The organism is Chryseobacterium sp. Chry.R1 (assembly GCF_039645525.1).
Classification (GTDB): domain Bacteria; phylum Bacteroidota; class Bacteroidia; order Flavobacteriales; family Weeksellaceae; genus Chryseobacterium; species Chryseobacterium proteolyticum.
In genome coordinates, this window is sequence record NZ_CP151793.1 from 3,603,601 (window position 1) to 3,629,730 (window position 26,130).

The 26,130-nt window shown below is 36.2% G+C and carries 22 protein-coding genes; 11 read left to right on the forward strand and 11 right to left on the reverse strand.

Annotated elements, in window-relative coordinates:
- Positions 1–1,554 carry a RagB/SusD family nutrient uptake outer membrane protein gene (locus tag AAEU33_RS16385; RefSeq protein ID WP_273647813.1) on the reverse strand — a complete coding sequence of 518 codons (1,554 nt, stop codon included), beginning with the start codon at positions 1,552–1,554 and terminating at the stop codon, positions 1–3.
- An 11-nt stretch (positions 1,555–1,565) separates the two neighbouring features.
- Positions 1,566–4,475, reverse strand: coding sequence for a TonB-dependent receptor (locus tag AAEU33_RS16390; RefSeq protein ID WP_345988866.1), 2,910 nt, complete (start codon positions 4,473–4,475; stop codon positions 1,566–1,568).
- Between the two features lie 177 nt (positions 4,476–4,652).
- On the opposite strand from AAEU33_RS16390, the gene AAEU33_RS16395 reads away from it, so the two are divergent.
- The 4 genes from AAEU33_RS16395 (at position 4,653) to AAEU33_RS16410 (ending at position 10,103) form a co-directional block, all read left to right on the forward strand.
- Positions 4,653–5,843: an MFS transporter gene (locus tag AAEU33_RS16395; RefSeq protein WP_345988869.1), complete on the forward strand. Its 1,191-nt coding sequence runs from the start codon at positions 4,653–4,655 to the stop codon at positions 5,841–5,843.
- 22 nt (positions 5,844–5,865) lie between these two features.
- Positions 5,866–6,657 (forward strand): NUDIX domain-containing protein, encoded by a 792-nt coding sequence (locus AAEU33_RS16400; protein WP_172283297.1) that lies wholly within the window; start codon positions 5,866–5,868, stop codon positions 6,655–6,657.
- A gap of 162 nt (positions 6,658–6,819) precedes the next feature.
- Entirely contained in the window at positions 6,820–7,998 is a 1,179-nt protein-coding gene (locus AAEU33_RS16405) for an acyl-CoA dehydrogenase family protein (protein ID WP_345988874.1), read from the forward strand.
- A gap of 161 nt (positions 7,999–8,159) precedes the next feature.
- Positions 8,160–10,103 (forward strand): T9SS type A sorting domain-containing protein, encoded by a 1,944-nt coding sequence (locus AAEU33_RS16410; protein ID WP_345988878.1) that lies wholly within the window; start codon positions 8,160–8,162, stop codon positions 10,101–10,103.
- A gap of 110 nt (positions 10,104–10,213) precedes the next feature.
- Here AAEU33_RS16410 and AAEU33_RS16415 read toward each other — a convergent pair whose 3' ends face one another.
- The 5 genes from AAEU33_RS16415 to AAEU33_RS16435 all read right to left on the reverse strand — a co-directional run bounded on the left by AAEU33_RS16415 (position 10,214) and on the right by AAEU33_RS16435 (position 15,973).
- Complete coding sequence (locus AAEU33_RS16415; RefSeq protein WP_345988880.1) at positions 10,214–12,913, reverse strand: PD-(D/E)XK nuclease family protein; 2,700 nt, start codon at positions 12,911–12,913, stop codon at positions 10,214–10,216.
- Positions 12,910–13,446, reverse strand: coding sequence for a DUF922 domain-containing protein (locus tag AAEU33_RS16420; RefSeq protein WP_345988883.1), 537 nt, complete (start codon positions 13,444–13,446; stop codon positions 12,910–12,912). The genes AAEU33_RS16415 and AAEU33_RS16420 overlap by 4 nt, the downstream gene beginning before the upstream one ends.
- A complete protein-coding gene (locus AAEU33_RS16425) occupies positions 13,446–13,850 on the reverse strand; it encodes a hypothetical protein (protein ID WP_273647806.1) in 405 nt (134 codons plus the stop codon). Before AAEU33_RS16425 ends, AAEU33_RS16420 begins: the two co-directional genes overlap by 1 nt.
- A 62-nt stretch (positions 13,851–13,912) precedes the next feature.
- Positions 13,913–14,548: a 16S rRNA (guanine(527)-N(7))-methyltransferase RsmG gene (gene rsmG, locus AAEU33_RS16430; protein WP_273647805.1), complete on the reverse strand. Its 636-nt coding sequence runs from the start codon at positions 14,546–14,548 to the stop codon at positions 13,913–13,915.
- An 87-nt stretch (positions 14,549–14,635) separates the two neighbouring features.
- Positions 14,636–15,973 (reverse strand): M28 family peptidase, encoded by a 1,338-nt coding sequence (locus AAEU33_RS16435; RefSeq protein ID WP_345988890.1) that lies wholly within the window; start codon positions 15,971–15,973, stop codon positions 14,636–14,638.
- Between the two features lie 121 nt (positions 15,974–16,094).
- Here AAEU33_RS16435 and AAEU33_RS16440 point away from each other — a divergent pair, with 121 nt between their 5' ends.
- The 5 genes from AAEU33_RS16440 (at position 16,095) to AAEU33_RS16460 (ending at position 21,640) form a co-directional block, all read left to right on the forward strand.
- Complete coding sequence (locus AAEU33_RS16440; RefSeq protein WP_345988893.1) at positions 16,095–17,288, forward strand: pyridoxal phosphate-dependent aminotransferase; 1,194 nt, start codon at positions 16,095–16,097, stop codon at positions 17,286–17,288.
- Positions 17,289–17,300: 12 nt separating this feature from the next.
- The gene (locus AAEU33_RS16445) at positions 17,301–20,240 is read left to right on the forward strand and encodes an insulinase family protein (RefSeq protein WP_345988896.1); all 2,940 of its coding nucleotides are present in this window, start codon (positions 17,301–17,303) and stop codon (positions 20,238–20,240) included.
- Positions 20,241–20,389: 149 nt separating this feature from the next.
- Positions 20,390–21,022 carry a peroxiredoxin gene (locus AAEU33_RS16450; protein WP_172283316.1) on the forward strand — a complete coding sequence of 211 codons (633 nt, stop codon included), beginning with the start codon at positions 20,390–20,392 and terminating at the stop codon, positions 21,020–21,022.
- A gap of 61 nt (positions 21,023–21,083) precedes the next feature.
- Positions 21,084–21,389: a thioredoxin family protein gene (locus AAEU33_RS16455; RefSeq protein WP_172283318.1), complete on the forward strand. Its 306-nt coding sequence runs from the start codon at positions 21,084–21,086 to the stop codon at positions 21,387–21,389.
- A 2-nt stretch (positions 21,390–21,391) separates the two neighbouring features.
- Positions 21,392–21,640: a hypothetical protein gene (locus AAEU33_RS16460; protein WP_027375263.1), complete on the forward strand. Its 249-nt coding sequence runs from the start codon at positions 21,392–21,394 to the stop codon at positions 21,638–21,640.
- A 123-nt stretch (positions 21,641–21,763) separates the two neighbouring features.
- On the opposite strand, the gene AAEU33_RS16465 is transcribed toward AAEU33_RS16460, so the two are convergent.
- From AAEU33_RS16465 to AAEU33_RS16480, 4 genes are all read right to left on the reverse strand, one after another.
- Positions 21,764–22,132, reverse strand: coding sequence for a hypothetical protein (locus tag AAEU33_RS16465; protein ID WP_172283320.1), 369 nt, complete (start codon positions 22,130–22,132; stop codon positions 21,764–21,766).
- Between the two features lie 133 nt (positions 22,133–22,265).
- The gene (locus AAEU33_RS16470) at positions 22,266–22,952 is read right to left on the reverse strand and encodes a Bax inhibitor-1 family protein (protein ID WP_345988903.1); all 687 of its coding nucleotides are present in this window, start codon (positions 22,950–22,952) and stop codon (positions 22,266–22,268) included.
- Positions 22,953–22,981: 29 nt separating this feature from the next.
- The gene (locus AAEU33_RS16475) at positions 22,982–23,437 is read right to left on the reverse strand and encodes a peptidylprolyl isomerase (protein ID WP_345988906.1); all 456 of its coding nucleotides are present in this window, start codon (positions 23,435–23,437) and stop codon (positions 22,982–22,984) included.
- 24 nt (positions 23,438–23,461) lie between these two features.
- Positions 23,462–24,496, reverse strand: a complete 1,035-nt coding sequence (locus tag AAEU33_RS16480) for an acyl-CoA reductase (protein ID WP_345988908.1) — start codon at positions 24,494–24,496, stop codon at positions 23,462–23,464.
- Positions 24,497–24,555: 59 nt separating this feature from the next.
- Here AAEU33_RS16480 and AAEU33_RS16485 point away from each other — a divergent pair, with 59 nt between their 5' ends.
- Complete coding sequence (locus AAEU33_RS16485; protein WP_048510542.1) at positions 24,556–24,906, forward strand: 4Fe-4S dicluster domain-containing protein; 351 nt, start codon at positions 24,556–24,558, stop codon at positions 24,904–24,906.
- A gap of 119 nt (positions 24,907–25,025) precedes the next feature.
- Positions 25,026–26,090: a 3-phosphoserine/phosphohydroxythreonine transaminase gene (gene serC / locus AAEU33_RS16490; RefSeq protein ID WP_306611988.1), complete on the forward strand. Its 1,065-nt coding sequence runs from the start codon at positions 25,026–25,028 to the stop codon at positions 26,088–26,090.
- Positions 26,091–26,130: the final 40 nt, after the last annotated feature.

Consider the following 26,130-nt stretch of genomic DNA (forward strand, 5'->3'; position numbering starts at 1 on the left):
TTAGTAGCCAGGGTTTTGTTTTAATGCTGTATTTACTAGTTCATTAAAAGGAATTGGCAAAATTTCATTTTTACCTGCAGTAAAGCCTCTTGCTCCCAATTTTGCCGGAGCATCCCCCCATCTTACCAGGTCGAACCATCTGTGTCCTTCACCTGCTAGCTCTCTCCTTCTTTCGTCTTTAATAGCCTGCATAGAAACCGGAACTGAAGGCAATCCTACTCTATCCCTTACAGCATCTAGTAGGGCCTGAGCTCTTGCTCCGGAACCTCCTAAAGCTTCTGCTTCCATAAGATAAGTATCTGCTAATCTGATGGCCATATAATTTTGACGGAAGTTCAATTCTGTAGCTCCCGGCTCCGTGGATTTATCAGCATTTGTAGGTAAAAATTTCTGTAAGAAATATCCTGTATCCTTGAATCCTGGCGTATAGGTAATCTTACCGTCTTGCTTTAATTGTTTTGCATTAAAGATGGTCGCATTTAAACGAGGATCTCCCTGCATGAAATTAAACAGATCGTCGGTTGCAGGATTGAATCCCCATCCTTTATAGATGTCCGGTGCATCATTTGCAGGTTGTCCTGGTGCCGGAGCCACCTTTCCGTAAGATATTATTGCTACCATCTGGTTGACTGTATTTCCTTCATCCTTTCCACTTCCCCAAAATGCCCAGTCTGCATTACTCTTATTGGTATGCATTACTTCTAATATAGATTCTGACGTGAATTTATTGTTCACCACCCACAGATCGGCAAAATTAGCAACCAATTTATATCCATACTGGCTCGTTCCTCCTGGAGTTCCGTTTACCATTGCAAACTGGGTAGCCGCTTCAGAATTCTTTTTATCATATAAATAAATCTTGCCTAATATAGCACGAGCAGATCCTTGTGTGATTCTTCCAAGTTCACTTTTGTTTGTTGATGCAATGGATACTGGCAGATCATTAATAGCAGAAAGAATATCGGATTCTATCTGGGTATACACATCTTCAGGTTTTGCCTGAGGAATATTATAGTAATCATCGTCATATTTAATCGGTTTTAAAATCAATGGAATATTTTTGAATATCCTCAATAATTCAAAATAATACAATGACCTTAGGACTTTTGCTTCTGCAATGAAACGCTTTCTTTTCTGTTCGTCCATATTTGAATTCGGAATCCTTTCAAACAATAGATTCGCTTTCGCAATGCCCTGATAAAAATCTTTCCAATAACTAGGAGGCATAATAATAGGATTGATCGTATAATTAGAAAACCCTTGTATTCCTGCACCATCCGTGGAGCTTCCCCCTCCGGAATAGAAATCATCAGATGCTCCGTTGAAGAAAGTAACCTCATTTTCAAATCCACCAGAGTATTTTCTCAACATATCATACACAGCCACAAGACCACTGAATGACTCAGCTTCATTTCTAAAATAATTATCGGGTTCAAATGTCCCTGAGTTCTGTACATCCTCTAGGTTGCTGTTATTACAAGAAACAGCTCCAAAGCCTATTCCTGCTAATAATAAGACAGATAAACTCTTATATATAAATCTTTTATTTTTCATTTTTCTTTTAATTAAAATTGTACACTAGCTCCGAAAAGGAAAGTTCTTGCCTGTGGATAATACGCCCGGTCGATTCCGAATGTATCTCCTCCTGCGATTTCAGGATCAAATCCTGTATACTTAGTGAAAGTAACAAGGTTTTCTGCCGTAACGTAGAATCTTACTTTACTTGCTCCAATTGTTTCAGAAAGATTTTTTGGAAGTGTATATCCTACCTGTACCAGTTTCAAACGTAAATAATCACCCTTTTGCAAATAATAATCAGACATTCTTGTATAGTTTTGATTAGGATCATCTTTGGTCACCCTTGCAATGGTGTTGGAAGTTCCTTCTCCTGTCCAACGATCAAGAATGGTTGTTTGATAATTGGCTTCCTGGATATCCAGTCTTCTCAATCCCTGGAATATTTTGTTCCCTGCTTGTCCCTGAGCAAATATCATCAGATCGAAGTTTTTGTAGTTCATATTCAGGGTAAGTCCAAACGTATATTTTGGAACAGAATTTCCAAGGTTTACATAGTCATTCTCATCAATTTTTCCATCACCATTAGCGTCCAGTCGCTTGAAATCTCCCGGCTTTGCGTTAGCCTGAATCAGACCTCCAGAAGCATTTCTGTACGCGTCAATTTCTGCCTGGTTTTGGAAAATACCTAAGTTCTGATATCCATAAAATGATCCGTAAGAGGAACCAACCTGTAGTCTGGAAACAGCTCCCATTGATTGGTATGAAGCAAAGTTTACATAAGGTTTATCTCCTTCAAGCCTTGTAATTTCATTTTTCAGATAAGCAAAATTTCCGTTTGCTGAAAATCCAAAATCACCCCAGTTCTTTTTATATCCAAGACTTACTTCCACCCCGTCATTATTCATATCCCCAATATTTCTCCAAGGGTTGTTGATCAGACCAAGGTAACCCGGAAGATCGATTTTTCTCAAAATATCCGTACTTTTCTTTCTGTACACATCTACTGATAAATCAAAGTTCTTAAAGATTTTTAAATCCGCAGCGATGTTTAGCTGAGAAGTCCTTTCCCATTTCAGATTAGGGTTCTCTAATGTACTTGGCGCATATCCAATATGGATTACATCATCTCCGAAGGTATAATTACTTCCAGGAATCAGGAAGTTGGCATATTGGAAATCATCAATGGCATCATTTCCTAAGACTCCATATCCCCCTCTTAGCTTAAAGCTGTTAATAACATTATTTTCCGGCCAGAATTCTTCATTGGATACATTCCATCCCAAAGACATTGCCGGGAAGTTCCCCCAGTGATAAGCTCTTGCGAATTTTGATGATCCGTCTCTACGAATTGTTCCGGTGAAAAGGTATCTGTTTGCATAGTCGTAAACCACTCTCGCAAAATAGGAAGTTTTATGGGTTTCTTTCCCGTCCCAAGCGTTGGTAGATCTGTCGGACTGAGGAATTTCAAAATTAAAAGAAGCTTCCTGCCAGTTATTCGTAGGTAAGTTTTTATAAGTAGTGTTTTGACCTGAAGAAATATTATACTCATAATATCCTTGTCCCAACAATACATTTAAGCTGTGCTGTCCGAATTTATTTTGATAGGTAACCGTATTCTCTGTACTCCATTCAAATTTTTTCTGTGTTTCTCTGAATAAGCTGTTAAAGTCATTCTTAACTGCAGAACTTAAATATGATACCGGCGTAAATGCCTGATTCCCCCAATAGGAAAGCTTCCCATTTACGCTTGATTTAAAGCTCAGGTGCTTGCTTAACTTCAAATCCGCAAATACATTGGCAACCAAATCATCCGTCCAGTTATACCTTCCTAACTGAGTTTGCTGGAAAGCCAATGGGTTGGACATCTCTTTACTTACATAGTGGGAGATTCCATATGGATTTCCGTTAGGATCGTTGATGTGATTAGGGTTATTAATGTAGTCACTAGGAAAAGGCTGATTAGCCACTCCGTTTGTTACTACCACAGGAGTTGTTGGGTCGAGGTTGATCGCGGAACTCAAAGGTCCACCAAACTCTCCATTCGCATTAATTCCCTGTGATTTAGTGTGTGTATAGGCAAAAGTTTGTCCAACCGTTAAGAAATCAAATACTTTATGCGTGGAATTAATTCTTCCGTTAATCCTTTTGTAATTAGAGATATCCCGCAATACAATACCCTGTTGGTCATAATAACCAAATGAAGTATAAAAAGTAGATTTATCGCTTCCTCCACTGATGCTGAATTCATGGGAAGAACGTTGAGCAGAATTAAAAATTTGTTTTTGCCAATCTGTTCCATTTCCCAAAGCTGAAGGATTTGCAAATTCAGGTGCTCTTCCATCATTCATATTAGCTTCGTTCATGATCATCCCATATTGTGTAGCATTAAGGAGATCAAGTTTTTTTGCAGCACTTCCTACTCCAAAGAAACCATTATAAGAAAGGTTTAATCTTCCTTTAGCTCCCTTCTTAGTAGTAATCAGGACAACCCCTTTCGCTGCAGAAACCCCGTAGATTGCAGCCGAAGCACCATCTTTCAGGATTTCCATTCCCTCAATATCGGACTGATTTAACCAGGCAATGTTATCCACTACGATACCATCTACAACCCACAAGGGATCGTTACTTCCCGCACCAAAACTGGTAATACCACGGACCCTGATTGTAGCAGGCGAACCCGGTTGTCCGGAATTTGAAATTACGGAAACACCCGCTGCCCTACCTTGCAGAACCTGCTCTGGTCTTCCCATAGGAACGTCATCAATATCGGAAGCTTTGATGCTCGATATTGCTCCGGTCACATTACTCTTTTTTTGAGTACCATAACCAATCATTACCACTTCCTCAATTTTCTGTTCTTTCGGAAGAGTATCATTGGTTGTTTTCTGGGCACTGAAATTAGCTGTAAAATATAGCACAGCAACTACTCCCAAACCTCTTGATATTCTAATATTCATATACAGTTAGTTTTTTAATTCTCATTTTGAGACAATAAAAATATATTTTTTTTTAAATAGTTAACATTATATTAATAAATATTTTAATATTTCTTTTATTTTTGGGGGTTCAAAGCCCTTTTTTTTGATTAAAATTTCATAAAAACTCATAAAAATTTAATAAAATTAATCCCCAAAATGACGAGCAAGCTTCACAATATTTCACTTCCGTTAAAACTTACCTTCCTCATTTTCTCTATGGTCTTAAACTGCATGGGTATTGTTATCTTGCAACTTTCCGAAGCCAAAATCACTTATGAAAAATTGGGACTTTTAGAATCTTTCAAAGATTTACCAATTGCCTTTTTTTCTCTTTTTGCCGTCAATTTTATAAGCAGAATCGGGACAAAAAAAGCTTTGATCTTTGCTCTGATTATTGTAGGAATCTGTTCATCAATTCTTCCCTTCGTAAAAGTATTCTGGTTTTATAAGCTTTGGTTTGCTATTATAGGGACATGCTTTGCCATAGGGAAGATTTGTGTTTTCGGAATTATCAGAAATAATATTTCCGATGAAAAATCCCTTACCAAAACCATGAGTAATGTAGAAGCATCATTCATGATCGGGATCTTTGTGGTCAATACGGGGTTTGGGTGGCTGATCTCCAGTCAATATTCGGAATACTGGAAGTTTGGGTTTATCGGAATTTCCTTACTCTCCTTTGTTACCATTATTTTGTTTTCAAGATTGGAGATCGCTGAACCGGAAAAGAATTTTGAAAATAAAACCTTTCTTTCCGACCTGTCAGGATTTATAACTCCTTCTATTGTTGTATTTTTGGTTGTTGTCTTTTCCATTGTATTTGTTGAGCAAAGCTTTAATTCCTGGTTACCTTCATTTTATAAAAACCATTTGAAGGTCAATTCGTTCTTTGCCCTTCAGGCATCTTCCTTTTTAGCTCTTTTCTCTTATGTAGGAAGAACAATCACCGCGAACGTTATCCATCGTTTTCATCTTTCAAAATATTATATCTTCTGCTTACTGTTTATTATTTTCGTGTTAGCAGGTATTTTAGGAATACAATACCTTGATTCTGAAGATTCAAAGGTCATTTTATTTTTATTTCCTGTTATAGGATTGTTTCTTTCTCCTCTCTATCCGGTTCTTAATTCCAAAATGATTGTTCAGGTGGATAAAGAAAAAACGAATCTTTTTACTTCATTAATCGTTATTTTTTCGTCTTTGGGAAGTTCAGTAAGTTCTATCGTTATATCACTACTCTTTGAAAATCAATTACTAACGTACTATCCACTATACATTTTATTTATTGTAACTGTCCTTTTTTCAATAAGTTTGATTTATTTTAAACTTATTAAAAAAACATATTGAAAATAATTTTATTTTTACTCCCATGGAAATCAAGGATTCAAAAAATAAAGAAACGCTTAAGGAGCTTATTGATACTAAAGACTTTGTAGCCCACATTTCAGTGGACTGTACCATATTTGGTTTTCACAATAATATCCTGAAAGTTCTGCTCTTAAAATATCATGATTTAGATCTCTGGTCACTTCCCGGCGGATTTGTGTTTAATGATGAAGATCTGAGAGAGGCTGCTCAACGTGTACTTTACGAAAGAACCCACCTGAAGGACATTTTCCTGAAACAGTTCCATACCTTTGGAAGGATAGACCGTACGGAAAACAATGTCCACCAGATCCTCCTTAAAAATAAAGGCATAGAAGTACCGAGAAATCACTGGATATTTCAAAGGTTCATCACTGTAGGATATTGCAGTCTTATTGACTTTTCCCTTGCCAATACTTTTCCGGACGCTTTTAATGAAACCTGTGAATGGTTTGAAGTGAATAACCTGCCTAAAATGGCATTTGATCATGATAAAATTATTGAAACAGGATTGGAATACCTTCGAATGAATATCAATACCGAGGTGGCTGCCAGCAATTTATTACCGTTGAAATTTACCATGAAGGACTTGCAGTCATTGTACGAAACCATTTTAGGTCAGAAATTCAGAAGGAATAATTTTCAGCGTAAAATATTAAGCTTAAATATTCTTGAAAGACTGGAAAAACTATATGATGGCTCTGCCAACAAAGCGCCCTATCTCTATAAATTCAAGAATAAAATCCATAACTCCGCCAACCACTATCCTATTTCCAACGAAGAGGAAGAGGAATAATTCAACAACGTTCTTATTTAAAACTTAGATTATCGTCATCTTAAAAAGTTGGCGTAATTCTATATGTCCTGCAGGTACATTAAAAAAATAGGCTGAAATAAAGCAAGTAAAAAAAATTTTTCTGAAATCGCGAAAAATGCTATTTTTAGGAAAATTTAAAAAATGTCATATTATCCTCTTACAAGTATTCCTGACTATTACGGAATTGATGCCTTACTTACCGAAGAACACAAGCTAATCCGCCAATCTATAAGGGATTGGGTAGAAAGCTTTGTAATGCCTCAGATAGATCATGCTGCTCAAAATCATACCGATTTACCTGGTTTAATGAAAGAATTAGGGAAAATAGGTGCGCTTGGTCCATATATTCCGGTAGAATACGGTGGTTCCGGATTAGATCAGATCTCTTATGGTCTTATCATGCAGGAATTGGAAAGAGGAGATTCAGCAGTTCGTTCTGCCGCTTCTGTACAAAGTTCTTTGGTGATGTTTCCTATTAATGAATTTGGTTCTGAGGAACAGAAAAAAAAATACCTTCCTCAGCTGGCATCCGGAGACATGATCGGATCTTTTGGATTAACGGAGCCTAACCATGGATCAGATCCCGGCTCTATGGAAACCTATTTTAAAGATATGGGAGATCATTATCTTCTAAATGGTGCGAAAATGTGGATCACAAACTCTCCTTTATGCGATATTGCGGTAGTTTGGGCTAAAAATGAAGAAGGAAAAATTCAGGGATTAATCGTTGAAAGAGGAATGGAAGGATTTACGACTCCTGAAACACATAATAAGTGGAGTTTGAGAGCTTCTAAAACCGGAGAATTGGTATTCAATAATGTAAAGGTTCCAAAAGAAAACCTTCTTCCTGGAGTAACGGGATTAAAGGGACCTCTTTCTTGCCTTAACTCGGCAAGATACGGGATTTCCTGGGGAGTAATCGGGGCAGCAATTGACTGCTACTGTACTGCTGTTCAGTATTCTAAAGAGAGAAAACAATTTGGCAATCCAATCGGATCTTATCAGCTACAACAGAAAAAATTAGCTGAATTTTTGACAGAAATTACAAAAGCACAATTGCTTTGTTTACAGTTAGGAAATCTTAAAAACGATCACAAAGCAAGTCCTGCACAGATTTCAATGGCTAAAAGAAATAACGTAAAAATGGCTATAGATATCGCCAGAGAATCCCGTCAGATTTTAGGAGGAATGGGAATCATGGGGGAATTCCCAATGATGAGACACGCTGCAAACCTTGAATCGGTAATTACTTATGAGGGAACCCACGATGTTCACCTGTTAATTACCGGAATGGATATTACTGGTATTAATGCTTTCTAAGTATAAAATAATAGAGATGTATAAAGCGTCCGGTCAGCTGACCGGACGCTTTTATTTTGTAATAATTGCAATACTACTATTCAATGAATAATTATTGATATCTCAACAAGGTGAATTTAATTTTAAAAAATTCTATATTAACCTAACCAAAAATTGTCATTATGAAAAAAATTACTCTTTTATTGCTTGGACTTGCTGCTCCATTTTACTTTTCCCAGCAGGCAGGAGACGTTGCCAGTTTTGAACAAAAGCTGGATTTAACTCCCCAGGGAGTTATCAATTTTATCGCCAATAACCTTGGAGAACAAAATGCTCCTGATTTTGTAAGCTATCTTAATGGATTTAACGTGGGTTTGAAAGCGTACAAAATTACTTACTACACTAAAAATGAAAACAATACACTGGTAAAAGCAACCGGTCTGGTTATGTACCCTAACGTTAACTACAAACTATCTACCGTTGTTTCCGACCATGGAACAACAGACAGCAGAAATAATGTTCCTTCTAATTTAAGGGGTGTATTATACGCAGGATTTGTTGTTGAATTATCCTATGTACTGAATGGATATATCCTTATGGCTCCGGACTATGTGGGAATGGGAAGTGGTGATGGCGTTCATCCTTATGTCCATTACCCTACTGAAGCCAGTGCGACTATCGATTTTGTAACAGCCGCCAATAAAGTATTAGCACAGTTAGGGATAAAACGATATGATGAATATTTTCTGACAGGATATTCCCAGGGAGCACACGCTGCAATGTCTACTTTAAAAAAGCTGAACGATTCGAATCCCACTCAATTGAAATTCAAATATGCCTACATGGGTGACGGGCCGTATGATTTTTCAGGAGTTACACTGCAAAAAGGGGTTTTAGAAAAAGATGTCTATCCATTTACTTCTTTCCTGGCCAACGTAGTAAATACCTGTAACAACATAGGATACAAAACATATAACACCAGTATTTCAGAGGTTATTTCCGCGGAATATATGGATAAGTATAATTATCATGTCCTGCAGGATAATGGAGGGTTATTATGGGGACCTCTCATCTGGAGAAAACTTTTTACAAATAATTTTGTGAATGACGTTACTAATAACAACAATAATAAACTCAGACTTTGTTTAAAATCAAATGATGTTTATGACTGGTATAACAAAACGCCTATGACTTTAGGGCACTCAAGTGTAGATCTTGCGATCCCACCTGAAAATACATCAAAAACGATTGATGTACAAAGAGGCTATTACTCATGGTGGGATCTGGATAAATATAAGCTTCAGTCTTTTTATTGGGGCCCTCTGGGACATGTTGGAGGAATAGTTCCATTTGTTCTGGCATCTAATGCAAAATTTAATACCCTCAGGAGCGGTGGGCTTTTTAATGAATGGGCAAAAATCACTTCAAAGTCCGCTGATTCACAACCAAAGCTAAATCCTCTTTATTCGTCACAGATACAACCTAATTCAGGATCCATGGAAGTGATTGAAATAAAAGATTTTAACAAAGATAATTCTCAAGGAAAATCATTAACTCATCAGAATTTAGGCACTTTACAAGATGGTGTATATCTACTAAAAGTATCTCAAAACGATGAAAATAAATGGATCTCATATATCAAAAATGCCCCAACTCCTATTAGCGAAAAGGATATTGTAAATTCCGAAAACAATAATATAATCAGTTTAAAGATCAATCCTGATGAGTTGATGGCTATTAATATATTTGATGAGAATAAAAGCCTTGTTAAAACAATTCCTCAAAAAGAATATACAAGAGAAGGCGGAATTAACACAAATACCTTAGAATCAAAAAATTACACATTTGAAGTCTTAACAGAATTCTATGGTCTCCAGTTCAATAAGAGCATCACCGGAAATAATGTAGAAAACAGTACTGATATATTCTCTCAAAATAATCAGATTAAAGTCCGTGCTAAAAATGGCCTGAAAAACATTCATATTTATTCCATTTCAGGAACATTAATACAAAATGTGGATCTTACTTCCTCCAGCTTTGAATCCAAATCTTTGGAGCCGGGAGTTTATGTAACGCAGGTAACCCTATCTGATGGAAAAACTATTCACAAGAAAATAAAATTATAACATTACTTTCTTCATTTCAAATTATATTGATTCCAAAGCTGCCTTATATTACATATATAAGGCAGCTTTTTTTATAGGAAGAACTCCGTGAACATCAGCATTCATTCAGCTTAATTAGTAAATGATTTGATGTTTTCTTTAAAGCTAACCTCAGGGTTAAGAATTTCAAGAATAAGACTACGTACCGATTTCATAGCTTCATCAATACCACCTTTTTCAAATTGCAGGGAAACAACCCCTTTTTTTGCCTCTGCGAAACTCCAGATCCCGGTTTCAACAGGAAAACCCCAAAATTCAGGAAGACTTTGAATTACATACTGATAAATACACAACTGAAGAGCCTGTTTTCTGTCGCTGTTATGAAAATAGGCATCTACATTATCAGCATCAATTTTTACGATCAGATTTTTAATTTTTGCGGTCTTGTAATCGATAATCCTTACAGTTCCGTTAAGGCGGTCTATGCGGTCTATAAATCCAAAGAAAGAAACTTTATCTTTTGTGATGTCGTCCAGATAAAAATCCACATTCTCAAACCTTCTTTCGATGGCAATAATTTCCAGTTTGTTTCCTGACTTTACAAGATCCAGATCGTAAGTAAGAATGCTTTCAATTACCTTTTTTGCAATTGCTTTATGGATAAAATTCATTCCCTTTTCATAGAATTCCGGCTGGTGTTTAAGCTTTTCAATTGCTATATCGATATATTGATCTATTGCTTTAATTGATTCTTTTAAATCATTTTCTTTTAATATTTTACCTTTAAGTACTTCATATACTTCTTGAAGTGAATAATGAACCAGATTTCCGTAATTTTTAACAGATAACTCTTCTTCGATTTCATCAGTTTCCGATGTATTTAAAATCTTTGATAAATAAAAATCGATAGGATTATAAAGGTAACTCGTCAAATGGGAAGCAGATACTTTTTCTTTCCATTTTTCAAGTCTTTCCAGAACAATATCCGTTTTATTAATTTCAATAGGCTGAGAGGAAATGGGTTCAGAGGAATTTTCTATAATTAGGTGCTCGATATTGTGAGAGCTTTCCATTTCAATCTGGGTAATAAATCGGCTTTTTTCACCACTGTTAACGCCTGAACTTAAAGCATTGAATAAAAGATGTACATTCTGAGCATCCTGAATCAGCCTGTAAAAATGGTAGGCATAAATACTATCGTTTTCCAAAAAGGTGTGAAGATCAAAGAACTTTCTTATATCAAAAGGAATATAAGTATTCTGCGAATTTCCTAAGGGCAGCTTTCCTTCATTTACAGATAGCAGAATCACGTTCTCAAAATTTAAAAGCCTGGTTTCCAGCAATCCCATGATCTGTAATCCTCTTAAAGGCTCTCCCTGAAAGTCGATACTCTCGGAATTAATATGCTGGTTAATAAGTATTTCAAGCGTTTCCATCTTAATCTCAAAATCATAAGGGGTCACCTGATTTTTAATGATCCTGAATGCATTTTCAAAATGGGAAACATTTTCATATTGGATATCATCTATTTCCAACCATTTAATCTTCTTACAAAAATCAATAAGCATGTCAAGGTAGCGTCCTGTTGAATCTGCCTTTTGAAGTAAATGAAAATAAGAGAGTCCGCTTAAGAGTTCCCGTAATAGTTTCTGGGATATATAAACGATATTTCTCTCTTCTATCCTTGTTTTAAACTGATTGATAATCTGTTCATCTTCAGTCGATTTCGGGAGCTCTTCGAGGATAGGAAACAAATCCCTGTAATAATATGAGGATTTATTTTTTTCCAATTGTTTCTGGAGATAGAAAAGCTGTTTGACAGCATTGGAAAAAGAGAGATTCTTCAGAGGAAACCCCATGGTAATATTCAGATGGTCAACACCATGCATAACATCCAGACTTGCCGGAAGCAGATTTTCATCCAGCAGCACCAATGCAGTATTCGAATAGGTTTTGTTCTCAATTTCACTGAATATCTCAGGCAGTATTTTTGTTTGAGTTACATTACCGGAAACTTCATAAACATTGATGTTTTTAGGTTGGTTAAAATCATCTTCGATCCACTGAAAAGCCCTGCTGTCATTAAACTCCTTCCACAACTTATGATTTCTCAGAAACTTTCCGGCTTCTTGCCTTTCATCATCGAAATAGTAATGATCTGCCTGGAAAAAGCACTGTCCTTTATCCCATTGGAGCAAACTTCTCACCAGCTTTTCTTCCACCGGAGTGAAAGCATTAAACCCACAGAATACAAACTGCTGGTCGGTCGCCTTGGCGAAATCGTTTATTTTAGCTTTAGCTATTTCATGGATCATTCCTGAAGTAGCCCAATTCCTTTCCTGTAATTTCTTTTTTAAAACAGGAAGAAAAATATTCATATTCCTCCAGAAATTAAGGAACTTTTTCCTTGGAACATCATCATCTTCTCCTAAATTCTGAGCCCACTCCTTGATCCTCTCTTCATCAAACATATACTGGAGTACTACTTCATCACTATCCGAAAATTTCAAAATATCATCCCAGTCTTTTTGTAAAGTAGGAAACCACTTCAAAAAGTCAGAGAAATTATCATTGGGAATCAGGTTAAGACTTTTATAGACATCAAACGCAAAAAGCCACAGGGCAATCCCCTGAATGGGTTGCTTATCCGCAATACGGTCAATAAGTTCCTCTATCGTATAAAAGTTGGGCAGAAACCCAGAATAATTATTTTCCTCAAGGATCTGACGGATAAAAACAATGGGTCTTTTTCCGGGAATAACAATATTAAATACGGATAAATCTGTATTTTGGGCTAAGAGTTCGTGAATGATTTTATTGAGAAATTTCAAGACTTTTTATAGCTATTTAATTGGTCTAACTGTTCCGTTATACTGGCATTATATTCAGCTTGCTTTTCCTTATTCATTCCATTTTGTGTTTCTTTGTCATAGGCAATCTGGAAATCTCTGTATTCATGCAACACCCTGTCATAAATAGCTTTGAATTTTTTCTGGTAATCACCTGCGGTTTTAATGTTTTCCATTACTTCTTTCCGAAGCTTTCTGGCATATAGTTCAGCAATATCAAAATGCTTTTGCTCGTGGAGTAATACATAATCATTAATCCTTTTGACATCTTTCCACGACTTATCTTTATTGAAAATAGTTAGAACTTCAATTTTCACAGGAGATGCAGGGTTGGAGGAAGTGACAACGGAATATTCCCAACCACAATGAGTATAGGCAACTACATCTTTATTGCTTTTTCTGCTCACCGGACTTTTAAAATCATCCCAGGTAAGCTTCTGATCTTCTTTCCAGATAATTTTCTGACCGAATATCTGAACGGATACCAAAAGACAAATAAAGATGATCCACTTCATTATTTCACTACGATGGTTTTGGTGATCCAGCTGTTCGTTCCCTGCCAGAATTTAAAGGTATAAGTTCCGGTCTGCTGAGGATTGAAATTGATCTGATTCATACCCTGGTGGGTAGATTGTGAACATTGAGCATCAGTTCGGAATTTATAAGCAGTAACCGTTCTGGTTAAATTATCACTGTGAATGTAATCATAGCCATAGAAGCCTTCACATTGTGACACATAAGAAGAATAAGTTTTTATATGCTGAATATCAAAAACGTTCATCGTGTCTTTAGAAATTTTTACACTATCAATTTTTACCTTATCAATAGATTGTATGGATTCATAATCATCATCATGACAGGAAGCAACAACTATCCCTAAAATTATTGCAGAAAACCCAATATTTAAAAGTCTTTTCATAACACAATATTTTTCGATTATTAATAAATATTTAGCAAAAATTATTCCTTTGTTAACGAAAATTAAGAATTAAAATTCCCTTTCGATAAATAAACTACTTTTTTGGTATCAAAAAACTCTTCTTTAAAATAAGTATTAAGATTATAAATTTCACACTTCAAACCGGCAAGTTCTTCAGCGAGATCTCCTCCTTTCAGATATAGCACCCCATTATGCTTCGCATTAAATTGTTCTTTTTCAAATTTACCTTTCAACCATCTTAGGAATTCAGGCATTTGAGTAACCGCCCGGCTCACTACAAAGTGAAATTTTTCTTTTAATTTCTCAGCTCTACCATGGATTGCAGTAACATTAGTAAGTCCTACTCCTTCTGCAACAGCATTTACAACACTGATCTTCTTACCGATGGAATCTATGAGTGTAAATTGAGAATCCGGAAATAAAATAGCTAAAGGAATTCCGGGAAAACCACCTCCCGTTCCAATATCAAGAACCCGGGTTCCGGGAGAAAACTCCATTACTTTAGCAATCCCTAATGAATGCAGGATATGCTTTTCATATAAAGATTCCATATCTTTTCTGGAAATCACATTGATCTTTTCATTCCACTCATTATAGAGACTTTCCAATTGAGTAAATTGTTGTATCTGATTTTCTGTGAGATCCGGAAAATATTTTAATAGTAACGATATAGACATAAGAATTATTATAATTTGCAAAAATAAGTTTATTTCACGTTGTATTCAAATTAAGTCGCCTAAATCAGGGTTTTTAAGCCAATAAGATTATTTTGCAATAGCCGGTATCACCGGTACACTTACGTTTCCGCTTGTATTCACGGTTTGTACTGCAAAAATATAGTTGTCTTTTGAGAGCGGGATTTTCAGTGAAAGCTCCTTGGTAAATATTTTCTTCTGCCACAAAGGATTATCTGTTTCTCTCACTAACACATAGTAGCCTGCAGCCAGTCCTGATTTTGGTTTTTTCCAATGCAGGACAGTAGAGTTGGTAAGTTCTTTAACTTCTATTTCAACCTGCTCGGGCTTTGATGCAGATTTAGCAAGACTGGCTAATACAGCAACATTGGCAGCTACATTCTTTCGCAAATAATTAAAGTCAATAAACTCAGGAAGATCACCATATTGCTTATTATTTTCTTTTCTTATATCCTGATGCTGATGATCATAATTTTCATAATATTCCGTCAATCTTACAGAAGGAAATCCACAGTTCACAAAGCTCGAATGATCTCCTCCACGTAAAAACCTGTCATTTCTGTAGATCAGCTTTACTTCAAGTTTTTTCACATATTTTTCAGCAACCTCCTTAATGTATCTCGCTAACTGACGGGATTCGCCATCATTTTCCAAGCCCAGATTTCTTAATCCCAAAGCTTTTTTATCCAGGTCAGCATAAGGCAATCCTTCACTGAACACCCGCAGTGTGTGATCATTGATTTCACCAGTCTCTCCCGCTTTGGCATTTCCTATCATATCATTATTCAAAACAGCTTCTAATTGCACATTCTCCTTTTTCATTTTCTCTGCCAGTAATTTAGAACCAAGCAGCGACTGTTCTTCTCCGGAAAAAGCAACGAAAATAACAGATGCCGGAAACTGGGATCTGCTGAGAACCCTTGCCCCTTCTATCACAGCACTTACTCCACTTCCATCGTCATTTGCCCCTGGAGCAAACGATGTCCTGTTCATCACATCCGTAACACGAGAATCTAGATGTCCTGAAATCAGGAAAACCCTTTTGTCACCAGGGTCAGTCCCCCTTAAAAAAGCACACACATTCCCAAGATTAGTCACCTGATCTACCCTTTTTCCATCCGGCTGAATATCTTGCTGCTGCAAATAAACTTCCATTCTTCCCCCTGAATTTTTTGCAAATTCTTTAAACTTACTTAAAACCCAGGTCCTTGCCGCTCCTATCCCATTTTCCGGATCATTTATCTTGCTTAACGTATGTCTTGTATTAAAACTTACAAGACTGTTGATATAACTTTTCAGGGAATCCGAGTTTACCTCGGAAACATATTTTTTTATTTCACCGTCTTTTTCAGGTATTTGTGAAAAACCTATAAACGGAATCAACAGCAGAAGAACAGAATATTTCATAAGATTAAATGTAAGATGATTTAAATATACAAAACGTACAGCTTGAGAAGCTTTTTTTATTTTAATATTATATTTAAATTAAGTTTTATTATATATTTTTGTTACAATACAAAAATATTACATGGACAAACTTTCAGATAGAGTAAAAAGACTTGGATACTCGCAGACTTTTGTAATGTCTAATAAGGCTAGAGAAATGAAAGCCAACGGAATAGACGTTATCAGCTTAACACTTGGCGAACCGGATTTTGATGTTCCCGACAATATAAAACAAGCGGCTTTTGATGCCATTAATCAAAATTACAGTCATTACTCTCCTGTTCCGGGCTTTCTGGAGCTTCGTGAAGCTATTGCATACAAATTAAAAAGAGATAATCATTTAGAATATAAACCTACGCAAATATGTGTTTCCAATGGTGCCAAACAAGCTATTTTAAATGTTCTGGCTGCCATCATCAATGACGGAGATGAAGTAATCCTTCCAACACCTTATTGGGTAAGTTATGACGAAATGGTAAAAATGATGGGCGGAAATTCCGTAATGGTTCCAACCTCTTATGTAACTGATTTCAAAATCACTGCCGAACAGCTGGAAGAAGCGATTACAGATAAAACCAAAGCTGTTTTATTCAGTTCACCTTGTAATCCTTCCGGTGGATATTACACTTACGACGAATTAAAATCCCTGGCTAAAGTCATTGCTAAATACCCTCATGTTACTGTGATTTCTGATGAAATCTACGAGTTTATCAACTATGAAACTAAAACAGCATCTATATCCCAATTTCCTGAAGTATATGAGCAAACAGCCGTAATCAACGGAATGTCCAAAGCTTTTGCGATGACAGGCTGGAGAATAGGATATTCCGCATGTCCTGAATGGTTGGCAAAAGCTTGTGAAAAAGTTCAGGGGCAAATGACCAGCGGAGCCAATACAATGGCCCAGAGAGCTTCTATTACTGCTCTGAAAACAGATCCTTCAGAATACAGATACATGATCGATGCCTTCAAAAAAAGAAGAGATCTTGTCTATGATCTGATCACTGAAATCCCTGGATTCAAGGTTCTTTTGCCTAAAGCAGCCTTCTATTTCTTTCCGGATATTTCTTACTATATAGGCAAAACTTTGAACGGAACCGAAATTAAAGATGCTGATGATTTTGCTATGTTTATTTTAGAAAATGCCCATGTAGGATGCGTTGGCGGTGTTTCCTTTGGAAGCCCTGAATGCATCAGATTCTCTTATGCTGCATCAGAAGATGATCTACGGGAGGCCATGAGAAGAATCAAGGAACTATTAGAGAAATTTAACTAACAATACCAACCGATGAATTTATTAAAGAGAATCACTATTGCAACAAGCATTGCAGCAGCTAGTTTTACGGGCTATGTTCATGCACAGGATTTCCAATGGAAAGAAGCTACGGCCAACGGTTATACTTACCGATATGTAACCAATGACCCAACCGCCGCAAGATATTATAAACTGAAAAACGGCTTAACTGTTATTTTAAGTCCAACCAAAAAGGACCCAAGAATCCAGACGTATATTGCTACCAAAGCAGGAAGCAAAACCGACCCTGCTGACCATACAGGTTTAGCCCATTACCTTGAACACATGCTTTTTAAAGGTACCGACAAGTTCGGATCCAAAGACTGGGCAAAAGAAAAACCTCTGCTGGATCAGATCGATGCATTGTATGAAAAATACAATCAGACAAAAGATGAAGCCAAGAGAAAAGAGATCTACAAAGAAATAGACAAAGTATCCGGAGAGGCAGCGAAATATGCCATTGCCAATGAATATGATAAAATGATGTCAGGAATGGGAGCAGATGGCACCAATGCTTTTACATCATTTGAACAAACGGTGTATACGGAAGACATCCCTTCAAATGTTACCGATAAATTCTTAGCTGTTCAGGCAGAAAGATTCAGACAACCCATTTTAAGGCTTTTCCATACGGAGCTGGAAGCAGTTTATGAAGAAAAGAACCGCGGCCTGGATAATGATTCAAGAAAAGTTTATGAAGCGATGTTCGCGGCCATATTTCCAAATAACAATTACGGGAAACAAACTACAATCGGAACCGTTGAACACTTAAAGAACCCTTCTCTAAAAGCAATCAGAGAATATTTTAACAATTATTATGTTCCTAACAACATGGGAATCATCATGTCTGGAGATTTCAATCCTGATGAAATGATCGTTAAAATCGATAAAGAATTCTCCTATATGAAACCTAAGGAGATTCCTGCTTACACTGTTGGGCAGGAGCAGCCTATTACTGCACCGATCACTAAAGAAGTATTTGGCCCTAACCCAGAAAACATCACGATAGGCTTCAGATTTCCGGGAGCGACAACAAGAGATGCCAGACTTCTGAATCTGATAGGAAGCATGCTAACTAACGGGCAAGCGGGACTTATTGACCTTGATCTTGTGAAAAAACAAAAATTATTAGCTGCCTATGCTTTCCCTTATGTTTTAAAAGACTACTCTGTTCTCTTCCTGCAAGGGAACCCTACAGAAGGTCAATCTTTAGATCAGGTTAAAACATTGTTACTGCAGGAGATTGATAAATTAAGAAAGGGAGAATTCTCTGATGATCTTATACAATCTATCGTAAATAACGAAAGGAAGAATATCATTCAGAATAATGAAAAGTACTCTTCAAGAGCAAGTACTTTAATGGATGAGTTCACTTCTGATATTGACCACAAAGCAGCTTTGGAATATGTAGAAGAGATATCGAAACTTACTAAAAAAGATATCATGGACTTTGCTTCCAAATATCTTCAGGACAACAATTACGTTGCCATCTATAAGAGAAAAGGAGAAGATAAAAACATTGTAAAAGTAGATAAGCCTACAATTACTCCTGTTTCTGTAAACAGAGACGACCAGTCTCCTTTCCTGAAAAAGATCAACGAAATGCCTGAGTCGGCCATCGCACCGGTTTGGCTGAATTTCGATAAAGACATCGCAAAAAATAAATTAGGCGGTATTGATGTTCTTTCTGTAAAAAATACAGATAATGAATTATTCAGGCTGTATTATCACTTCGATTCAGGAAAATGGAACAACAAAATGCTTCCTTTGGCAGCAGAATACCTTCAATACCTCGGAACCAAAAATAAATCGTCCGAAACCATCAGCAAGGAATTCTATAAACTTGCATCAAGTTTCAGCGTAGGCGCCGGAAATGAGGAAACCTATGTAACCATAGAAGGTCTCAACGAAAATTTTGATAAAACATTAGCTTTATTCGAAGACCTGATCAAAAACTGTGAAGCTGACCAGGCTGCTCTAGATTCTTATAAAGCAAGATTGAAAAAAGCGAGAGCCAATGCAAAACAGAATAAAGGCAGCATCATGGCTGGATTGAGAAGCTATGCACAATATGGCCCTCAAAATCCATTTAATAATGTATTGACAGATGCAGAACTTGATGCCTTAAAAGCAGAAGACCTGATCAAAATACTTCACGATTTGTTCAACTACAAACACAAAGTATTGTATTACGGTCCGAAATCCGGAAGTGAAGCCGTTGCATCCCTCACTCCCATCCACAAGCTTCCGGCTACCTTAAAAGATATGCCGAAGTCTAAAACTTTCACCCAGGTACCAACAGATAAGACCAAAGTATTATTTGCTCATTATGACATGGTTCAGGCTGAAGTTTTCTGGGTAAGAAACGGAGAGCAATATAATGCAACGATTACTCCTACGGTAAGCTTATTCAATAATTATTTCGGAGGTGGAATGGGATCAATTGTATTCCAGACCATAAGAGAATCCAAAGCCCTGGCTTATTCTACTTATTCTTACTTCTCTCTTCCAAGCAAAAAAGAAGATAAAGATATGATTACTGCTTATGTAGGAACTCAGGCAGATAAATTCAATGAGTCTACTACAGCGATGAATGAGCTTCTCACTACTTTACCGCAGTCTCAACAACTATTTGAAACAGCTAAAAGTGGTTTAAAGAAATCTATCGCTTCGGAAAGAATCACCCAGGACGGAATCATCTTTACTTATTTAAGAGCTCAAAAGCTGGGCAATTCTACTGATATCAGAAAGAATGTTTATGATCAGGCTCCTAAACTGTCATTTGCAGACATTAACAGTTTCCACGATAAGGAAATGAAAGGTAAAAATTTCACCTACTGTATTGTAGCATCTCAGGACAAAGTAAATGAAGCCGACATGAAAAAATTAGGAGAGGTAAAAAAGCTCAACTTAAACGAAATCTTCGGTTATTAAATTTAATGAAAAAGCTCTGAATTCAGAGCTTTTTTCTTTCTATCGGTTTGAAAACAATTATAGATTTTATTAATCGATTTACATTTGTTCGATAGACAAATCATTCCTATATTTGCAACAGAAAATTTAAATATAAAAACAGAAAAATTATGTCTTTAGTAGGAAAAAAATTCCCGAATCTAACAATCGATGCGATGTCTGAAATGGGTGATGATTTAAGAATCAACATTTTTGAACAAACGACTAAAAATCAAGAGAAAGTTATCTTATTCTGGTATCCAAAAGATTTCACTTTTGTTTGCCCTACAGAGCTTCATGCTTTTCAGGATGCTTTAGGTGAATTTGAAAAAAGAAACACTAAAGTAATCGGAGCTTCATGTGATACTAACGAAGTACACTTTGCATGGTTGAACACTGCAAAAGACAATGGAGGTATCGAAGGTGTAACTTACCCTCTTTTAGCTGATACTCACAGACAATTAGCAAACATCTTAGGAATTGTAGATCAGGATTTCGAATACGATGAAGAAGGAAATGAAAGCTTTACAGGTTCTAATGTAACTTACAGAGCAACATATCTTATCGACGAAACAGGAAAAATCTTCCATGAGTCTGTAAACGATATGCCACTTGGAAGAAACGTGAAAGAATATTTAAGACTAATAGATGCTTATACTCACGTTCAAAAGCATGGAGAAGTTTGTCCTGCAAACTGGGAAGAAGGTAAAGAGGCTATGAAAGCTGACAGAAATTCAACCGCTGAATATTTAGCTAAAAACTAAAAATAATAATGGGGTTTGAATTTTCAGACCCCATTTTTTTTAAATTAAAATCACAACAATTATGTACACAGAGTTAACAGAAGATACATTACAGAATATAGTAAACGATAATGAAAAGGTAGTCGTTCAATACGGTGCTACATGGTGCGGAAACTGCAGAATTATGAAACCAAAGTTCAAAAAACTGGCTTCTGAAAATGAAGCAATTCCATTTCTTTATGTAGACGCTGAGAAATTACCTGAAAGCAGAAAACTGGCTAAAGTAGATAATCTTCCTACGTTTGCGATCTTTAAAAATGGAGCGCTTGTTAACCAGGTTCAATCCAATCAGGCAGAAAGTTTAATTAACCTTTTCAACGAATTATAATTATGAAGTTACCCGTAATCAGACAATTTTATCAGAATCAGACCCCTGAAAACCTGGAAAAGACCCTTGAAGTATTGGAAAGCTTCAGTGAATTCAGAGGAACAAGTGAAGAAGATTTAAATGTAGCAGGAGAGCTTATTACCAATATCTGTGGAGCGTTAGAAGTTCATGCTAATGTTCAGAACGGAATGAGCGAAAAAGATGCTTTAAACTCTTTTGCACAAAAGGTATTAGGATCTATAGATAAATAGTTTTAATTTATTTTAAAATTAAAAGATTAAAGTATTTAAAGATTAGATAACCTGATGTCTAAATACTAAAAATCCCGATGATAATACATCAGGATTTTTTTTAGTTTACAGCCTTTGACAATATCAATCACGCTGTTTAATAATAAAAACCGTCCCTGCCGGATCTGTGATCCAATGCATATTATCAGGGATTTTTTCAAATTCATCACATGTTTCTACATGATGATTCTTGAGATGAGATATCGCTGCCGGTACATCAGGCACATTAAGCTCAAGCCATGTTTCGGAATGGGTATAATTATCCACACAATCAAGCCACACTGTATTCCCGCCAAACTTCACTTCGTGAGTTCTTGATACTGTAGGGTTGTCTATAGGCTTCTCTTCAATCTCCATTTTGAGAATATCTTTATAAAAAGAGATCGTTTGTTCGTATTTATTTTTAGGAATTTTTATGGCAATATTAACTCCTCCTTCAAATTTTGTTTCCATAATTAAGTTTTGGTATTAAGTTGTTGCACCCAAAATACAAAAAAATTGACATCCTGTATTTTTTAAGACTTTGATATACTAAAAGATCCCGATGTTATGCATCGGGATCTTTCAAATATATTGTGTTGATTATTTAGCTTCTTCTGCTCATCAGGATGCTTAAAACATACCAGAATAAAAGCATGATTGAAGCGAAAAGTTGAAGAGCCGCACCTACATATTGATCTGTAGCATAAGAATCCTTAAGTTTACTTGTCTGGTATAGAATAGTTGCAGAAGCAAGAATCACCATACCTACAGAAAACCAAAGTCCAAGATTGAATCCGAAAATCATTCCGGCTACAATAAGGCCAATTGCTATAAATCCACCAATTACAATGATGTTTCTCAGGAATGAAAAGTCCCTTTTGGAGGTAAATGCTACGGCCGATATACCAGCAAACATAGCGATGGTTAACATAGCCGCCTGAAAAATAACATTAGGCCCAGAGTATACCATTGCAATATAAATCAAAGGCAGGAAAATAACAGCTTCCAATAAAACATAAAATCCAAGCCCTAAATATTGTGTTGATTTGCTTTGCGACAACGACCATTTGGCTGCCAAAACGGAAGCAAGCCAGAAAACACCGATAATCAATAACCATGCATACTTCTGAGCAAACATCATAAAAATCAGCTCCTGTGGAACTGTTTTCAATAAGATCGTTTCAACTCCAATAAAAGCAAGGATCGAAAGCGCAACATGCAAATAGGTTTTTTTGTAAAAAGCAGCCTTCTCTACATCGGTAGACTGTGCTACTAAAACGTCTTTAATCATAATTTATATTTTCTTTAAATATAATGAATTTATTTATTTTTCTCGACAGGTTTTACTCCAATAATCCTGCCATCTTCCTCAAATAAAACAGTAATGAGATCTTTTGGCAAAGGCGACTTATCATCAGAATATTTATACTGAATAAAAGGATAGCTTATTCCATCCATCAACGTCTGATGACCTGATTTAAAGACTTCAGCTTTTTTCTCCAGCTGAATCCCGTCTTTAAGCTTCTGCAATACCTTATCAGTCACGAGGGTCTTTACCTTTTCAGAAAGTAAACCATCGATTGTTGCGCGATCAGCAGAAGTTTTCAGAGCCTGTATAAATGCAAAATACTTTTTATTATATAATGCAATTTTATCCTTATCAAGCTCTACTGTTGATTCCTTTCTGTTGTCATTTTGAATTTTTAAGCCTACCACTTTTTGTGAAAATAAAAATGACGCGGTAAAGAGGCTTATGGTAAAAAGCAATTTTTTCATACTATGAGATTTGGTGGCTTAAAGTTAGACTATTTCCAGGAACTTCATGGTATCCACATTATCTGCATATGTATTCAATCCCGGATTCTGGGCTTCTCCAAAACGAATAGAGTCTAATCCTAATTCATCTTTAGCCACAATACATTGGATATTTTCTTCATTTTCCGCAATAAAATTTCTCACTTCATCCATTGAAGAATACCTGCTGAAATTGATAACAGAAAGAGGACTGAACAATTTATCGTCTTCTTTTAACATCACAAAATTATTATCCCAGAACTTATCCTGGTTCAATAGATAAATTGCGCGGTTATAATCATAATTATTAGCATACTTATGATGATTGATGATATCTTTATGATCGATAAAACTTTCAAAAAGCCTGTCGATCAGGAAATCTTCAGGAATTAAAACCCTCGTGACATTTCTGCAACCTAATCCGAAATATTGGAAAATATCATTAGCGAGAAGCTTAAGCTCTTCTTCTGTTTCATCTCCTTTCAGAACAGCAACCGATGTCCTGTTTTTACGAATGATATTCAGATGATTTTTAAAGTAGTATTCCAGGTACCTCGCGGTATTATTGCTTCCTGTAGCAATTACAGCATCAAAATTGTCTAATCTTTCAACAAATTCGTACTCCACGTTATTATCAGAAAATTCCTTCCATTTTTTTAATAAAAAAGGAATTATATATTGATCTTTTGACGATAATTTGATCACCGGAATATGATTGCTTAATACAACAGAGATCACATCGTGCCAACCTACAAGAGGAATATTTCCTGCCAGGATAAGCCCTACCCGCTTTGAAGTTTCAGATGCAGAATAGTCTTTAAGCCAATCTTTTATATTCGTTTCGGTAAGCAATTCAGCCCATTGCCGGAAAGCAAATTTCTGATTATCAATAGTAAACCACGGGTTCTCTATTTCCGACTTTCTCAACAATAATTCAAATTCAGAATCACTTTCGTTGAACTCCTCCGTACTTTTTGCTAAATACGCTCTTATATAACCACTTAGTTTAATAAGTCCTAAAACTTGATTTTCGATATTCATAATTACTGCAAAATTGGGGAATATTTTGTAATTTTGTGCAAATTTAAAAAAAATTAGCGATGGCTATTAAAATAACTGATGAATGCATTAATTGCGGAGCCTGTGAACCGGAATGCCCGAATAATGCAATATATGAAGGAGCCGTAGACTGGAAAGCTTCCGAAGGTACTGAGTTAAGTGGTACTGTAACATTGCCATCAGGATTAACGGTAGATGCGGATGCACCTCAGGAACCTGTAAGTGATGATGTTTATTTTATTGTTACTGATAAATGTACAGAGTGTAAAGGATTCCACGAAGAACCACAATGTGCTGCAGTTTGTCCTGTAGATTGCTGTGTTCCGGATGAAGATCATGTAGAATCCGAAGAAGCACTACTAAATAAAAAAGCGTTCTTACACGGTGAATAAAAAATGCCGTCTCATCAATTATGAGACGGCTTTTTAATTATAATTTCTATAAATCTATTAAGAATATAAAGTGAAACCACAGGTTCTAAAAACACCTGTACAACCAAAAAAATAAAAATATGAGCAAAAAGCACAATTTCAGCGCAGGACCATGTATCTTACCAGAAGAGGTATTTCAAAAATCAGCAGAAGCTATTCTTGATTTCAACGGTATCGGGTTATCTATCCTTGAAATTTCTCACAGAAGTAAGGATTTTGTTGCGGTGATGGACGAAGCACGTGCCATTGTAAAAAGGCTGATGAACCTGGGTGATGATTATGAAGTATTATATTTAGGTGGTGGTGCTAGCTTACAGTTTGCAATGGTTCCTTACAACCTTATGAAAGTAGGTGGTAAAGCTGCTTACCTGGATACAGGAACTTGGGCTGCCGGAGCTATAAAGGAAGCTAAAAAAGTAGGAACTGTAGATGTTGTAGGTTCTTCAAAAGAGGAAAATTACTCTTTCATTCCAAAAGACTATACTGTTTCTTCAGATTATGATTACTTCCATTGCACATCCAACAATACTATTTATGGAACTCAGATGAAATCGTTTCCCGAAGTGGATACATTGATGGTTTGCGATATGAGCTCAGATATTTTTTCAAGACAACTGGATTTTACTAAATTCGATTTAATCTATGCCGGAGCTCAGAAAAACATGGGACCTGCAGGTGTAACACTGGTTGTTGTAAAAAAAGAAATCCTGGGAAAAACAGGAAGAGAAAACATGCCTTCTTATTTTGATTATGAACAGCACATCAGTAAAGAATCAATGTATAATACACCACCGGTTTTCCCGGTATATGCGTCTTTATTAACGCTTCAGTATCTTGAAAGAAACGGAGGAATTGCAGCAGCAGAAAAAAGAAATGAGGCTAAAGCTAAACTTCTTTACGACGAAATAGATAACAATCCTTTGTTTGAAACGTTCTGTGTAAAAGAGGATCGTTCACTAATGAATGTTTCTTTTAGATTAGTCGATGAGTCTAAAAAAGAAGCTTTTGATAATGCATGGAAAGCAGCAGGAATCAATGGATTAAACGGACACCGAAGCCTTGGAGGTTACAGAGCAAGTCTATACAATGCCTTGCCTATTGAAAGTGTTCAGGTTCTTGTTGATGTCATGAAATCCATTAAGTAATTAAGGCATTAAAAAATTGAAGAATTGAAAGATTATAATG